Source organism: Streptomyces chisholmiae, assembly GCF_031845445.1.
Taxonomy (GTDB): Bacteria; Actinomycetota; Actinomycetes; order Streptomycetales; family Streptomycetaceae; genus Streptomyces; species Streptomyces chisholmiae.
Window position 1 is genome coordinate 100,815 of record NZ_JAVREO010000012.1, and the last position, 14,282, is coordinate 115,096.

The 14,282-nt window shown below is 74.1% G+C and carries 13 protein-coding genes; 5 read left to right on the forward strand and 8 right to left on the reverse strand.

Features of this window, described 5'->3' with window-relative positions; genetic code table 11:
* Positions 1–9: 9 nt before the first annotated feature.
* The 8 genes from RM844_RS20390 to RM844_RS20425 are packed head-to-tail and all read right to left on the reverse strand — an operon-like array spanning position 10 to position 6,835.
* Complete coding sequence (locus RM844_RS20390; protein WP_311668736.1) at positions 10–516, reverse strand: NUDIX hydrolase; 507 nt, start codon at positions 514–516, stop codon at positions 10–12.
* A 1-nt stretch (position 517) separates the two neighbouring features.
* On the reverse strand, positions 518–1,579 hold the full coding sequence (locus tag RM844_RS20395) for an NUDIX domain-containing protein (RefSeq protein ID WP_311668737.1): 1,062 nt from the start codon (positions 1,577–1,579) through the stop codon (positions 518–520).
* A gap of 29 nt (positions 1,580–1,608) precedes the next feature.
* Positions 1,609–2,709 carry a hypothetical protein gene (locus tag RM844_RS20400; protein WP_311668738.1) on the reverse strand — a complete coding sequence of 367 codons (1,101 nt, stop codon included), beginning with the start codon at positions 2,707–2,709 and terminating at the stop codon, positions 1,609–1,611.
* A 43-nt stretch (positions 2,710–2,752) separates the two neighbouring features.
* Complete coding sequence (dcd, locus tag RM844_RS20405) at positions 2,753–3,295, reverse strand: dCTP deaminase (protein ID WP_311668739.1); 543 nt, start codon at positions 3,293–3,295, stop codon at positions 2,753–2,755.
* Positions 3,292–3,855: a dCTP deaminase gene (locus tag RM844_RS20410; RefSeq protein ID WP_311668740.1), complete on the reverse strand. Its 564-nt coding sequence runs from the start codon at positions 3,853–3,855 to the stop codon at positions 3,292–3,294. Before RM844_RS20410 ends, dcd begins: the two co-directional genes overlap by 4 nt.
* A complete protein-coding gene (locus RM844_RS20415; protein WP_311668741.1) occupies positions 3,852–4,826 on the reverse strand; it encodes a phosphotransferase family protein in 975 nt (324 codons plus the stop codon). Before RM844_RS20415 ends, RM844_RS20410 begins: the two co-directional genes overlap by 4 nt.
* Positions 4,827–4,867: 41 nt before the next feature.
* Entirely contained in the window at positions 4,868–5,923 is a 1,056-nt protein-coding gene (locus RM844_RS20420; RefSeq protein ID WP_311668742.1) for a cytidine deaminase, read from the reverse strand.
* 27 nt (positions 5,924–5,950) lie between these two features.
* Positions 5,951–6,835 (reverse strand): class I SAM-dependent methyltransferase, encoded by an 885-nt coding sequence (locus RM844_RS20425; protein WP_311668743.1) that lies wholly within the window; start codon positions 6,833–6,835, stop codon positions 5,951–5,953.
* Positions 6,836–7,880: 1,045 nt separating this feature from the next.
* On the opposite strand from RM844_RS20425, the gene RM844_RS20430 reads away from it, so the two are divergent.
* The 5 genes from RM844_RS20430 to RM844_RS20450 all read left to right on the forward strand — a co-directional run bounded on the left by RM844_RS20430 (position 7,881) and on the right by RM844_RS20450 (position 14,206).
* Positions 7,881–8,636: a tyrosine-protein phosphatase gene (locus tag RM844_RS20430; RefSeq protein ID WP_311668744.1), complete on the forward strand. Its 756-nt coding sequence runs from the start codon at positions 7,881–7,883 to the stop codon at positions 8,634–8,636.
* Between the two features lie 77 nt (positions 8,637–8,713).
* The gene (locus RM844_RS20435) at positions 8,714–10,276 is read left to right on the forward strand and encodes a nucleotidyltransferase family protein (RefSeq protein ID WP_311668745.1); all 1,563 of its coding nucleotides are present in this window, start codon (positions 8,714–8,716) and stop codon (positions 10,274–10,276) included.
* A gap of 81 nt (positions 10,277–10,357) precedes the next feature.
* The gene (locus RM844_RS20440; protein ID WP_311668746.1) at positions 10,358–11,596 is read left to right on the forward strand and encodes an MFS transporter; all 1,239 of its coding nucleotides are present in this window, start codon (positions 10,358–10,360) and stop codon (positions 11,594–11,596) included.
* A 247-nt stretch (positions 11,597–11,843) separates the two neighbouring features.
* Complete coding sequence (locus tag RM844_RS20445) at positions 11,844–13,166, forward strand: hemolysin family protein (RefSeq protein ID WP_311668747.1); 1,323 nt, start codon at positions 11,844–11,846, stop codon at positions 13,164–13,166.
* On the forward strand, positions 13,163–14,206 hold the full coding sequence (locus RM844_RS20450) for a hemolysin family protein (RefSeq protein ID WP_311668748.1): 1,044 nt from the start codon (positions 13,163–13,165) through the stop codon (positions 14,204–14,206). Before RM844_RS20445 ends, RM844_RS20450 begins: the two co-directional genes overlap by 4 nt.
* Positions 14,207–14,282: the final 76 nt, after the last annotated feature.

Sequence of the window (14,282 nt, forward strand, 5' to 3'; positions counted from 1 at the left end):
CGGGGGCGTTCACCGGTCCAGGTGGACCGGGCTGGGTGGGTAGTCGCCGGCGATCAGCCGGGGCAGCGACCGGGGCAGGATCGGGGGCAGGATGGTCTCGGTCGTGGCGGCCAGTTCGTCGGCGTCCCACCAGCGCATGCCGAGCAGTTGGCGGCGTTCCTCGTCGGTCCACGCCACCTGGCGCAGCTGGCGGGAGTCGGTGAAGCCCACGAAGTAGTGCTCCTCCTGGCACAGGAACTGGTCCTTGAGGTAGGGGTGGGCGACCGACCTGGTCCAGACGACGGGGCCGAGGGTGAGGTCGGCGATGCCCGTCTCCTCGTACAGCTCCCGGCGGGCCGCGGCGGCCAGCGACTCGTCCGGCTCGCAGCCGCCGCCGGGGGTGAACCACCAGCTGCCGGCGGCCGGTTGGTGCGGGTTGCGGCCGTGCACGAGGAGGGTGTGGGTCCCTCCGGCGATCAGCACGACCCGGGCGGCGGTGCGGCGCAGCACCCGGCGGCCCTCGCGGTACTCGGTCAACTCAGGCCCTCGTTTCCCTGGTCCCGGGCGGCCGGCCGGCGGGGCGCCGTCGCGGGGGTGGGCACAGCGACGCGGGGGCGATGCCGGCGGCCGGGATCTCCTCGACGCCGGCCCCGGCGCCGTCTGGCAGGCCCCAGCCGGCCGCGGCGGCCACCGCCGCCCGGGCCTGCGGTTCCCCGTCCGGGCCGGCGCCGGTCAACTCCGGTACCAGGTCGGGCGGTACCAGCAGCCGCCGGTGGACGGTCCCGGTGTGCGGGTCGCGGGCCGCCGGCCGGACGGCCGTGGCGCGGGCGGCCAGGCGCACGCGGGCGACGACGGGCCCGTCGGGCGTCCGGTCGACCAGGTACCCGAGGTGGACCGGCGGCGTCATCTCGCTGTTGACCTCCTCGCGCACCTCGCGGACGGCGGCCGCGACGGCGTCGCCCCCGTCGCGAGGCTCCAGGGTGCCGCCCGGCAGGCCGAAGAGGCCGGTCGCGCTGACGAAGGCGACCACCCGCCCGTCCGGCACGAACAGCCACACCCACGCCTGCCGGACGGGGAGTTCCGCCGGCACGGGCCCGGGCCGCCAGGTCCAGGCGCCGGCGCTCTGGACGGCGGGCGCGATGCCGAACCGGGTGACGGCGTCGAGCACTGGCGGGGGGTGGCCGCGCTCGGTGTAGGCGGGGGTGCCGGTCCGCCGGGCGCGCAGCGCTGCCCGCACCCGGCCCACCTCCTCGGGCGGCAAGGCCTGGGCCAGTGCCTCGGGGGCGAGGAAGGTGATGGCGCGGTCGGTGAGTCGGCGGGCGGCGTTCGCGGAGATCTCGCCGGCGTCGAAGACGTGCCGGATGGTGCCGCCCGCCCCGGTCGGCCGCCAGTCGGACAGCAGCGTCGGCCCGAGCCGGGGGGTGAGGCCGGTGGCGGCGCGCACCGCGTGCCGCGCGGCGGCGGGCGGGGAGCGGTCGCCGGTCGGCCCGGTGGGCAGCGCCAGGGTGCCGTCGGCCGCGGGCACGAGCAGGACGCGGCCGTGTGGGTCGGTGACGAGGGCCGCGGCCTCGCCGTGGGGTGGGTGCGGGGGCTGGCGCATGGGCGGTTTCCTCGGCTGGGGGTGGCGGGTCACCGGGCGTCGCGCACCGCGGCGAGCACGGCTGACGTGCCGTCGGCGAGCCGCGTCATGCTCTGGGTGAGCCGGTAGCAGGGGGTTTCCTCGGCCAGCCGGCGCAGCAGCCGGGCCCGCCGGTCGGCGTCGGTGCGCGGGTACCAGGCGGCCAGGAAGGGGTCGTACTTGGTCGCGGTCTCCTCGACGTGGGCGGCGAGTGCGCGGTGCGCCTCGGCCGGGGTCAGCCGGGTGAGGTCGGGGCGGGTGGTGCCGGCGTCGAAGCGGGGCAGTACGACGGCGTGCACCGGGGCGTCGGGCAGCAGGTTCCGGCCGGTGACGTGGGCGAGTTCGGCGCAGCGGACCCAGACCGAGCCGGGCAGGCGGGTGCCGGACTCGGCGTGGACGGCGTCGCGGGTGTGGTGGCGGCCGGGGAAGGCGTTGGTGGGGTGGCTGGCTTCGGCCAGCAGGGTGCGCAGGCCGGGGGCCGTGCCGGCCAGCTCCAGCAGGGCGTCGGTGCGGATGTTGACCGTCCGGGGGGAGCCGTAGCCGGTGAGGGGCGCGCCGGCCCGCAGGGGGCCGCCGGCGGCGCCAGCACCGGAATCAGGGTCGGTGTCGGTGTCGGTGAGGACGAGGTCGTCGTTGGAGACGAAGTCGGCGCCGCCGTTGAGCAGGGCGCTCAGGATGCTGGAGGTCTTGCCGGACTTCTTGTGGCCGAGGAAGGCGACGCCCCGGCCGGCGACCCGCACCAGCCCGCCGTGCAGGAAGAGGTCGCCGCGCGCGAAGCCCTGCCAGCGCAGCAGGTGCCGTACGGAGCGCAGGAGTTGCTGGAGCGTCCACTCCGGGTCGTCGGCCGGCAGGGTCAGCCGGTGGCGCGCGTCGTCGACCCACAGCACCCGGTCCGGCTCGTACTCCGAGCGCAGCACGACGCGTCGCCAGTCGGCGCCGTCGGGCGGCCCGTCGCCCACCCGGACGTGCGGGGCGCGCGGCGGGCCGGCCGCCGGCGCCCAGTCGATGTAGGGGCGGGCGACACGGGCGAGGCCGGCGAGGGCCTCGGGGCGGGCCGCCACCGAGACGGTGGCGCCGCGTACGGACGCGACCACCTGTCGAACGCCGCTCATGGGCGGGGTTTCCCTTCCGGTGCGGGGGGTGGCACGGGGGCGCTCAGCCGTGGACGGGCAGCGACTGCCAGAACGGGTCCCGGAAGATCATCGACTTCCGCGGCCCCTTGGAGCCCTGGTACTTGCCGGAGTAGAGGATGATCTCCCCCTGGGGCCGCCAGAACGTCATCTGGGCGATGCGCATGCCGGGGTAGACGGTCAGCGGCAGCGTGGAGAAGAGTTGGAAGGTGACGGTGCCGACCGAGCCGATGTCGATGAGGTCGGCCGTCACGTGGACGAACAGGCCGGCGCGGGCGGTGCTGGACTTGGCGTGCACCATGGGGACGAACTCGGCGCTGCCGACGGTCTCCCGGGACGAGCCGAGGCAGAAGCCGAGCGGTTCGAGTTGCAGCCCGGTGGACGGGATCTTGACCTCCTGGACCTCCTGCTCCTCCCGGGGGTCGATCACCGGGTTGCAGTAGCGCAGGACGGTGTCCTCCAGGGTGAGGTCGATGCTGTTGGGGTTGAGGTGCTCGGGCTCGAAGGGGGTCACGGTGATGACGTCGTTCTCCACCTGTCGCCTGATTTCCGGGCCGCTGAGGATCACTGCGACTCCCCTGTCCTGGTGAGGGGTTGGCTGGCGCGCGGTGGCTCCGCGCTGGGTTGGTGCAGCTTGGATGGCATGGGCCGGTCGTGCCGCCCGTACCAGCCGGCGTAGGGGGCGGGGGCGCCCTGGATGTTCCAGAAGGAGACCTGGCCGATCACCTGCCCCGGGTAGACGTAGATGTCGAGGGCCGGGAGGAGTTCCAGCGTCCAGCGGTGTACCGCGCCCTGGTGGCCGAGGTTGGCCGAGAGCTGGACGAACAGGCCCAGCCGGCCGATGGAGCTGCGCCCGATGAGGGAGGTGACGTAGTGGGCGCTGCCGATGCGTTCCAGGGTGTGGCCGAGGTAGAACCGCCCCTTGCGTAACAGGTAGCGGCCGCCGTCGGGGGCCAGCCGGACGTGGCTGGCCTCGGGCTGTCCCTCGCCCTCCATCACCACCTCGTGGATCTCGTGGCCGAGCCGGTAGTTGTAGCTGTTGGGGTTGACCCGCTCGGTGGCGAAGGGGTCGATGACGATGTCTCCGGCGGCCACGGCCCGGGTGATGGCCGCGCCGGTGAGGATCACCGGGGGGCCCGCTTCAGGAGCAGTTCGCCGACCAGCGAGCGGAAGTCCTCGTCGAGGAGGACCGGCGAGCCCCAGTCGCGCCAGGTGTCGCGCTCCAGGGGGTGGCGGACGGCGTAGAAGGAGAGGATGCCCAGCAGGGCCCACAGCTCGAAGTGCGGCACCAGCTCCGCGTCGGCCGCGCACTGGCTCTCCAGGACGTGGTCGAGGAAGACCTGGTGCAGCGCCCGGCCCCGCAGGTGGGCGCTGACGGCCGCGACTGCGTGCGCCGGAGTGGAGACGGCGGCGATGGGCACGTTGAGGGTGACGAGCCGCCCGTCGGGGGTGACCACGAAGTTCTTCAGGTTGGCGTCGATGGGGACCACCGCGTGCGGGGCGGGGTTGCGGCGCAGGGCCTCGGGCAGCCGGTGGTTCACCCAGTCGTCGACGGCGTCGCCGATCTCGGTGTCCTGGTAGAGGGGCCGGGCGCGGCCCCAGTAGCGGGCGGCGTAGCGCTGGACGAACTCGGTGTGGGTGGCGACGCGGGGCGCGGTCCGCTTGTAGGGGCCGTAGCCGTCGTGCATCCGGGGCAGCTCCCGGCAGGCCAGCAGGAAGCGGGCCAGCTGCTCGGACAACTCCTCGGCGGGCAGGGCCTTTTCGTCCTCGGCGAGCACGGTGGCCAGGTCGGTGCCCGGTACGTAGTCGGCGAGCACCCCGTCGAACGGGTCGCCCCGTTCCTGGTCGAGGACCCGGCGCACCCGCTGCACCGGGATGGTGCGGGCGAGCGCGGCGTTGGACTCCGCGAGGTAGGAGAGCGGGATGTCGCTGTCCGTGACGTGCTTGGCCACCAGCCCGGCGGGGGCCCCGGCGACCCCGTCCGTCCCGTCCGCCCCGGCCGTCCCGGTGACCAGGAAGACGGTGTTGTTCGACGCGCTGAGCTGGGTCACCCGTGCCCCCGGGTACTGTGCCGCGAGGTAACTCTCGAAACCGGACATGCGCTTCTCCCACTCTCCGACTCTTCGCGTCCCGGCCGTCGTCAACCGTGCGCGCGCACGGCCGGGCTCTCGACGGCGCGGGTCGCCTTCCACTTGGTGCCCACGTACTTGTGCGGCAGGAGGTCCGCCATCGGGACGGCGGTCAGCGCGTCGGGCGGGCCGACCACCGCCTCGATGTCGGGCCCGTAGTCCAGCAGGAGTTCCCGGCAGAGCCCACACGGCGGTACCGGGCGGATGCGGCGGTCCGCCTCGCTGGGCTTGGGGTGCCGGACGGCCAGCACCAGCCGCAGACCGGTGGCGTCGGCCTCCCGCGCCTTGCCGAGCGCGACCGCCTCGGCGCACACCGAGGCGCGGCCGACCATGGCCTCGACGTGCAGGCCGGTGAAGACCCGGCCGTCGCCGGCCAGGATGGCGGCGCCGATCTGGTGCCGGTTCTCCGCGTACCGGGGGGTGATGGTCGCCGCGGCGCGGCGGAACAGCGCGTCCAGCCGCGTCCCCTGGCCGACCGGCGGCCCGGGTTCGGCCGGGCCGCCGGCCAACCCGGCCAGCAGGGCGTCCACGCGGACGCCGAGCTGGTCGAGGTCGCCGGCGTTGTCGATCTCGTGGTGCGGTCGCACGGCCAACACGCCGACCTCGGTGGGGTGTTCGTCGTCGCCGCTGGTGCGGTCGCCGCGGCCGGACTTCCGGGCCCGGCGCAGCTCGGCCGGGGCGTTGATCCGCACCAGGGTGAAACCCCGCTTGGCCACCTCGTCGAGGTCGACCGGCCGGGCGTCGTCGCAGATCAGCACCTCGGCGCCGGCCAGCACCGCGTCCTGGCAGCGCTGCTCGAAGTCGGCCAGCAGGAAGCCGGGGGCCGCGGTGCGGAAGTGCGAGCCCAGGAAGTTCAGCAGGGCGCCGTCCTGCCGGCCCTCCGCGAGCGGGTTGCCGGCCCGCTCGTGGAAGGCGCGCTGCACGTCGTACAGCGGGGCGGCGATCCGGACCACGGCGACCCTGGCGCCGCGTTCCTCCAGCCGGCGGCGGAGCAGCGCGCCGGTGGTCGACTTGCCCGCGCCCGGCAGTCCGAAGAGGGCGAGGCGTGGGGGGTGTGGGGTGCTCATGGTCGGGACCTCCTCGTCTCCTCGCGGTCAGGAGCAGACGAAGACGGAGTTGCGCTTGGTCAGTTCGAAGTGCCCGTGGCGCGCGATGCGGGCGGCGACCTGGCCCTCGACATCGGCGTGCAGCGCGTCGAACAGCTCCTTCGGGATCTCGTCGCCGGCCTTGGCCAGGGCTCCGCAGTAGCGGTGGCCGGCGACGTAGAAGTCCATGAACGGCTTGGGTGAGGTGAAGCGCAGGGCGTCCCGGTAGGGGCGCTCGTCCACGATGTCGAAGTGCTCGGTGACGTACTCGGCGGTGTTGTCGAGCGTCATGACGCCGCGTCGGCCGCGCGGCAGGCGGGCGATGAACTCGGCGGGGAAGCCGACCCGTTCCATCGCCTCGAAGTGCATGCCGTACATCTCCGGCATGGAGTGCCTGGCCTCGATGGTCACCAGCGCCCGGCCGCCCACGGCGGTCACCCGCCGCAGCTCGGCGAGGACGTCGTGCGGCCGGTCGACGTAGTGGAAGATGAAGTTGGCCATCACCCGGTCGAACGCGCCGTCGGCGAAGCGGGACAGGTCGTAGGCGTCGCCCTCGGTGAACTCCAGCGGGACCCAGGCGACGGTGACGTTGCGCCGGGCCAGGTCGAGCATGGCCGGGGAGATGTCGAGGGCGGTGACCCGCCCCCCGTCGCGCATCCGGCTGACGATGTCCCGCAGGACGAAGCCGTTGCCGCAGCCCACGTCCAGCAGGGACTCCCGGCCGGTCAGCTCCAGGGACTCGAAGATGTGGTCGACCAGGGGCAGGAGGTTGGTTCGGTAGAGGTTGTGGGTCATCTGCTGGGTGGCGAGCGCCACGTTGCTGCCGAAGTGCTCGCGGATGTAGTCAAGCCCGAAGTGGAACTGCTCGGGCGGGGCCGCCATGCTGTGCGTCATTTCGTTGCTCTCCCGGCTCGGCGTCTGATCAAACGAGGGGTGAATCGCCGTTGCTACGGTTCTCGGCGCCGCCGCCAGGGCCTCGCGGCACGCCGATTTCGCGCTGTTCGAGAAGGGTGGGAACCGCCGTCTCAGGGGCGGTGAGTAAGGCCCGTACAACCACCGGCCTGGAGGCGGATAACCGCGACGCTCACGTCGCGACCACCGCACCCGAACGACGCCTTCCATCCCGTTCGGAAGTCGCCCCAGAAAGCGGTTGCCGAGTAGCGAGCCAAAACTTTAGGAGCCTTGTCGCGCCAGGGTCAACCATGCACCGGTTTCTGGACTTGACCGGTTCACTTTTATTTGGCCTGAAGTGCGCTCCAACTCCGCCGGCGACGCCGCCGCCAACCTCGCAGACCGCGCCAACCAGCCCATTCCGCAAGCGACTTGACCCACCCTGTCCCCATTCGCGCCTCGACAGGAACTGCCCGCCTGTCAACCCCCCGGCGCAAGGTCTCCGGTCACTATCCAGACAGAACACGGCACACCCGCACCAGAAAGCGCCACCGGGGCGGCACCGCCCGCATGATCTTTAACGCCCACCACCATCACCGGACCAGCGGCGCGGCCAGCGGTTTGTGCGTTCGACGAAAATTCGATGAAGATGACACTTTCCCGGCCGGCCACCTTCCGTAGGCGCCGTTGACACCTCTCGAATCAGACACTTAGGCTCCCGATCAGCAGGGATGTCCTGCGACGCCAAAACCCAGCCGCTCCTGGGATTCACCGGAAACTCCTCATCGCGCGGGAAAGCCAGAGCGAAGCCATCGGCACGGCCGAATCAAAGGACGGACTGCCGGAGTTCCGTGCCGCGCGAGGGAGAAATGAAGGCCTTTCCCGCCGCACAAGCGGAGCCGCAGCCGTGTGCGGCGAGGGGGAAATACCCCCGGCCGGTCCGGCTTTCCCTTTCCCCGCGACTCCCCGCGACGGTGGCCGGCCGCGCGACCAGACGAACGGGACGGCGAGCCGCCGTGACCTTCCGGACCGCAGAAAGGCGGACAACGTGCGAGCAGTCGAACTCCCACCGCCCCACCTGGTGCACGACGTGGGCGGCCAGGACGTCCACGGCGGACGGATCGCCCACGGCCGGCTGCTGCGCGGCGGGTTCGTCACCCCCTACTCCCCCACGGACGTCGCCCGATTACGCCAGCACGGCCTGCTCGCCGTGCTGGACCTGCGCAGCGACCGCGAGGCCGGCAAGGTACGACAGGGCCTGGCCGACGAGCCGGGGCTGAGCTACCGGCGGGTGCCCATCGGGGACGAGGCGTCCCGGCCCCAGCCGGGCCGGTACGGCTCCCTGACCGAGCTGTACGCCGGCCATCTGTCGCGGCACGGCGCCGCCCTGGCCCAGGCCGTCGCCTTCGTCGTGCGGCCCCGGGACGGCGCGGTGCTGGTGCACTGCCGCACCGGACGCGACCGCACCGGGCTGGTGGTCAGCCTCGCCCTGAGCCTGGCCGGGCTCACCCCCCGGGAGGTGCTGGCCCACCACGCGCGGGCCGCCGAGACGGTCGCCCCGACCGTGGCCCGCCGCCGCGCCTCCTGGCTCGCCAAGGGCAAGGACCTCGCCTACTTCGACGCGATGAACAGCGACGCCGTGCCCGCCCTGGCGGCGGCGCTGGAGTGGCTCGCCACCGAGCACGGCACCGTGGCCGACTACCTCCGCGCCCACGGGGCGCCGCCCGACCTGCCACGGCTTGCCGCGGCGGCGCTGACGGCACTGCCCGAGGGGAACGCCACGGCCACCGGGGCGCGGCCGTGAGCCGACACGCCCCCGCCGCCCGCCGGGCGGCACCCGGCCCCGCCGGGGGAGACCACGAACAAGGGAGCACAACCAGCATGGGCAGTCGAGCGCTTGACGCGGTCCTGTGGGCCGGCGGATTCGACGCGGACCCCGCGGCCCTGGCCGAGGCGGACCCCGGGGACGTGATCACCGCGCTGGACATCCACCGGGTGGCGGGCCGGTTCCTGGGCCGCCTCGCCGACCAGCCGACCACCCGGGTCGACGCCGGCCTGCTGCAGGCCGTCCGCGCCTCGCACGCGCGGGACACCGCGACCGCCGCCCGGCTGGACGCCGACGCCAGCTGGGTCGCCCAGGGCGTCAAGGACCACCCGGCCTGGGACGGGCGCCCCCTGGTGCTGCTGAAGGGGAACTGCGCCAGCCACCTGCTCGGCGACCCGCACGCCCGGCGCCACACCTCCGACCTGGACGTGCTCACCGGGGACGGGGCGCGCTACGGCGGGATCTTCGAGGGCCTCGGCTACACCAGGCTGGCCAACCGGGCCTGCCACGAGGACGCCACCTTCGCCGCCGCCGACCGGTCCCCGCTCGACCTGCACGGTTACTTCCCCGTCTGGCGCTACCCCGCCGCCCCGCACACCGTCGCGCACGGCGGCGGCCTGGCCATGGCCGACTGGCCCACCACCCGCCGGCTGACCTACGAGACGGTGCTGACCGACTCCGTCCCGCACCCGGGCTCCCCCTCGGGAACCCTCCGCATCCCGGACGTCACGACGGCGACGCTGCTGCTGTGCGCGCACGTCTTCAAGGACTACGTCGAACCGCCGTTCATCCAGCCGCTCGCCAAGGTGCGGCTCGCCGAGCTGTGCGAGATCCGGGACCTGGCGCGGCACCCGAAGTTCGACGCGGCCCGCTTCACCGAGCTGGCCACGGAGCACGCCGCGCAGGACGCGGTCGGCTTCGTGCGCCAGCTGCTGACCGACCTCGACGCCCTGCCCCCGACGCTGAACTTGACCCAGTGGCCCACCCGGGACGGCTACCCGCAGGAGGCCGCGTTCGGCGTGCTGGTCGACGCCGGCAGCGGGCTGCCGGACCTGCTCGTCCGGTCCGACACCCTGGGGACGGCCGCCGAGGCCGTCGGCCACACCGTCGTCCCCGTCGGCCGCGCCCCGGTCAGCGTCGCCGTGGACCCCGCGCACGGCGCGGCCGGCGCCCCGGCGCTCTGGTCCACGCCGCCGGCCCACCCGAAGGAGGTCTTCACCCTCGACTGCCAGGTGGCGGAGGTCGACGACGGGATCAGCCTCGTCTTCCACTCGCCCCGCGGCCTCGGGGTCTACCTGGACGAGCTGCTGCTGTGCTTCGGCAACGAGCTGGTGCACACCGCGCGCGACGTGTACCAGGCCGGATTCCGGGAGTTCCCCTGGGCCACGCCGGCCGGCGCGACCTGGGAGATCGACGCCGCCGGGTGGCACGTCTCGTTCCTGGTGCCCCGGGCGGTCCTGGACCGGCACCGGGACGCCGAGGGGCGGGTGCCCCTGCTGGTCTGCGGCACCCGGTTCGTGGAGATGCCCGACTCCGAGTGGGACGACTTCTTCCGGCGGTGCGTCAGCAGCGTGCTGGTGCCACTGATCCTCGCGCCCGCCGACACCGACCAGGGGTGACCACCCCGTAGACCCGGCCGGCCCCGGGCGGTTGACGCCGCCCGGGCGGCGGCCCCCCGCCAGCCGAGGACGGTGCCCCGCATGACGACCCGAGTGACCCCACCGGCGCCGCCCGCCTCGGCGTCGGTGTGGCGCAACCGCGAGTTCCTGCGCTTCTTCGCCGCGCAGACCACGTCCTTCGTCGGCGACATGATGCTGCCCGTGGCGCTCACCGTCGCCATGCTCTCGGCCGGCTTCGGCGCGAGCGAGGTCGGGCTGGTGCTGGCCGCGCAGATCGCCCCGCTGGTGGTGCTGATGCTCGTCGGCGGCGTGCTCGCCGACCGCTTCCAGGCCCGCCGGATGATGATCCTCGCCGACCTGGTGCGGCTGGTCGGCATCGGCGTGATGGCCTTCGACGTCGCCCAGGGCCGGCCGTCGCTGTGGCTGCTGATCGTGATCCAGGCGGTCACCGGCGCCGCCACCGCGCTGCACCAGCCGGGCGTCGCCGGCATGGTGCCGGCCGTCGCCCCCCACCAGGTCAGGGAGGCCAACGCGGCGCTGCGGATCGGCATCTCGATCGGCGCGACCGTCGGCCCGATGAGCGCCGGCATCATCGTCGGCTTCGCCACCCCGGCCACCGCCATCGCCCTGGACGCCGTCACCTTCGCGATCAGCGCCGCCTGCCTGGCGGCGATCCGGCCGCTGGCCGCGCCCGGCCGCGCCGCGCGGGAGAGCCTGTGGCAGGGCATCAGGGAGGGCTGGCACGAGTTCCGTTCACGCGACTGGCTCTGGCCGGTGATCGGCGTCTTCGCGCTGCTCGGGCTCACCCTCTACGGGCCGTTCCAGGTGCTCAGCGCCACCGTGCTCACCGAGCGGGACGGCGCGGGCGGCTACGGGCTGATGATGTCACTCTTCGGCGCGGGCGCGGCGGCCGGCGGGCTGGTGGCGATGCGGATCCGGCCCCGTTTCCCGCTGCGCGGCGGCATCGTCGCGCTACTCGGCTACGTCCCCGTCCCGCTGCTCGTCGCCGCCGGCGCGCCCCTGGTGGTGCTGGGCCCGGCGTTCGCGGCGGCCGGCGCCGGGGCCTCGGTGTGGGCGGTGATGTGGGCGACCACGGTGCAGACCCGCATCCCGGCCGACGTTATCAACCGGATCTACGCCTACGACCAGACCGGCTCGATGGTCCTCCAGCCGGTAGGCCGGGCGCTGGCCGGGCCGGCGGCCGGCCTGCTGGGCACCGGCGCGGTCTTCACCCTCTCCGCCGTCTGCCTGCTGGTCGGCTGCCTCGCGCTGCTGGCCATCCCGGCCTTCCGCGGCCTGCGCGGTGACCAGCCGGCGTAGCGGAGCGGGGACGGCGGTCCGGATGGCCGGGCGTCCGGGCCCGGCGGGCCAACCATCGGGCGACTGCCACGGAGAGGCCGGCCGGTCCACGGCCTCGCGTGGCCTTTACTGGCGGCACCCGTCCGGCGTGCCCGGCCAGCCGGACCCGAGAGGAAGGTCGATCCCCGATGGGACGCCCACCGAGTGACGTCGATCGACGAGTCCCCCTCCTGACACCCGGCCCCCGCCGGTGGTCGGGGGCGGCCCGGTGACCGAGATCCTGCTGCTGCTCGCCGCCCTGGCGCTGGTGCTGGCCTGCGCGATCTTCGTCGCGGCCGAGTTCTCCCTCACCACCCTCGACCGCGGCCAGCTGGAGGCGGCCGCCGCGGCCGGCGAACGGGGCGCACAGGGCGCGCTGCTCGCCGTGCGACGGCTGACCTTCCAGCTGTCGGGCGCCCAACTGGGCATCACCGTCGCCTCGTTGGTCATCGGCATGCTCGCCGAGCCGGCGCTGGCCAGCCTGCTGCGCGGCCCGCTGCGCGACCTCGGACTGGGCGGCGCCGCGCCGTCGGTCGCCACCGTGCTGGGCGTCGTCCTGTCGACCATCGTGCTGATGGTCATCGGCGAACTGGTCCCCAAGAACTGGGCCATCTCCCGCCCCCTGGCCGTCGCCAAGGCCGTCGCCGGACCGCAGCGGGCGTTCACCGCGACGTTCGCCCCGCTGATCCGGCACCTGAACAGCGCCGCCAACCGGGCGGTGCGCCGGATCGGCCTCGAACCGGCCGAGGAGCTGGCCTCCGCCCGCACCCCGCAGGAACTCGTCGCGCTGGTCCGGCACTCCAGCGAGCGGGGCGTCCTGGAGGCGGACGCCGCCGAGCTGTTCGTGCGCACCATGCGCCTCGGGGAGCTGTCCGCCGAGAACGTGATGACGCCCCGGGTGAACGTGCACGCCCTGCCCGCCACCGCGTCGGCCGCCGACGTCGCCGAGTTGACCCGCCGCACCGGGCACTCGCGCTTCCCCGTCTACCGGGACCGACTCGACGAGGTGCTCGGCGTCGTCGCCATCAGGGAGGTGCTCTCCGTGCCCGAGGAGGAGCGAGCGACGCGGCCGGTCACCACGCTGCTCGCGGAGCCGCTCCTGGTCCCCGCGACCCTGCCGGTGGACCGGCTGCTCGACGACCTGCGGGACACCGTGGCGCTGGCCGTGGTGGTGGACGAGTACGGCGGCACCGCCGGCGTGGTGACCGTCGAGGACGTCCTGGAGGAGGTCGTCGGCGAGGTCACCGACGAACACGACCCGGTGACGGCCCCCCAACTCACCCAGCTCGCCCCCGGCGTCTGGGACGCGGACGGCCTGGTGCGCGTCGACGAACTCGACCACCTCGGCGTGCCCGACCTGGACGGCTCCTACGAGACCCTCGCCGGCATGGTGGCCACCCTGCTCGGCCGCGTGCCCCAGCCGGGAGACCGCGTCGAGGCGGCCGGGTGGCGGCTGGACGTGCTCAGCACCGTGGCCCACCGCGCCGAGCGGATCCGGCTCACCGCTCCCCCCGCCGACCCCACCGAACCCGCCGAGGGGAGCGAGGCGTGACCCTCTTCCAACTCGCGCTGGGCGCCTTCACGCTGCTGACCAACGCGTTCTTCGTGGGCGCCGAGTTCGCCCTGATCTCGGTCCGCAGGGACCAGATCGAGCCCCGGGCCGAGGCCGGCCAGCGACGGGCCCGCAGCGTGCTGTGGGCGCTGGAACACCTCTCCCCGATGATGGCCACGGCCCAACTCGGCATCACCGTCTCCTCCCTGGTCCTCGGCGCCGTCGCCGAACCGGCCATCGCCCACCTGATGGAGCCGGCGTTCGAGGCCGCGAACGTCCCGCACGGCCTGGTCCACCCCGTCGCCTTCACCATCGCCCTGGCGCTGGCGACCTACCTGCACATGCTGATCGGCGAGATGATCCCGAAGAACATCGCCCTGGCCGCGCCGGAGCGCACCGCGCTCGTCCTCGGCCCCGGCCTGGTCGCCGTCACCCGGGCGCTGCGGCCGGCGATCTTCGGCATCAACGCCTTCGCCAACACGCTGCTGCGGCTGCTGCGGGTGGAGCCGAAGGACGAGGTCGCCTCGACGTTCACCGACGACGAGCTGACCCGCTTCGTCCAGGACTCCACGGACGCCGGCCTGCTGGAGTCCGACGAGAGCCACCGGCTGCGCACCGTGCTGGCCCTGGGCACCCGCACCGTCGCCGAGGTGCTCGTCCCGGTGGCGGAGATGACCACGCTCGCCCCGGACACCACCCCGCGGCAGCTGACGCAGGCGGCGGCCCGCTCCGGCTTCTCCCGGTTCCCGGTCACCGCCCCCGGCCAGCGGGTGCTGGGCTTCCTGCACGTCAAGGACTCCCTCACCGGGGCCGACCGCGACCGGCCCTTCCCGCCCGGCGGCCTGCGCCGGGTGCTGTCCCTGGCGGCCGACACCCCGCTGGACGACGCCCTCACCGCGATGCGCACCGCCTCGACCCACCTGGCCTCGGTCACCGACCAGCGGGGCGCGCTGCTGGGCTTCGTCACCATGGAGGACGTGCTGTCGGAGCTGGTGCACCCGCGCGCGTCCGGCGGCCGACCCCGGCCGGCCCCGGAGTGACGCGGGCGCCCGGAGCTGTGCGGCGCCGTCGGCCGCACCGCTCCGGGGCCCGATGCCACGCCGGCCGTGGTCGAGG

Bases quoted from the DNA above. Each gene is read 5' to 3' on its own strand.
- RM844_RS20440 (WP_311668746.1), top strand. From the start codon at position 10,358: ATGACGACCCGAGTGACCCCACCGGCGCCGCCCGCCTCGGCGTCGGTG.
- RM844_RS20435 (WP_311668745.1), top strand. From the start codon at position 8,714: ATGGGCAGTCGAGCGCTTGACGCGGTCCTGTGGGCCGGCGGATTCGAC.
- RM844_RS20395 (WP_311668737.1), bottom strand. From the start codon at position 1,579: ATGCGCCAGCCCCCGCACCCACCCCACGGCGAGGCCGCGGCCCTCGTC.
- RM844_RS20420 (WP_311668742.1), bottom strand. From the start codon at position 5,923: ATGAGCACCCCACACCCCCCACGCCTCGCCCTCTTCGGACTGCCGGGC.
- RM844_RS20425 (WP_311668743.1), bottom strand. From the start codon at position 6,835: ATGACGCACAGCATGGCGGCCCCGCCCGAGCAGTTCCACTTCGGGCTT.
- RM844_RS20415 (WP_311668741.1), bottom strand. From the start codon at position 4,826: ATGTCCGGTTTCGAGAGTTACCTCGCGGCACAGTACCCGGGGGCACGG.
- RM844_RS20400 (WP_311668738.1), bottom strand. From the start codon at position 2,709: ATGAGCGGCGTTCGACAGGTGGTCGCGTCCGTACGCGGCGCCACCGTC.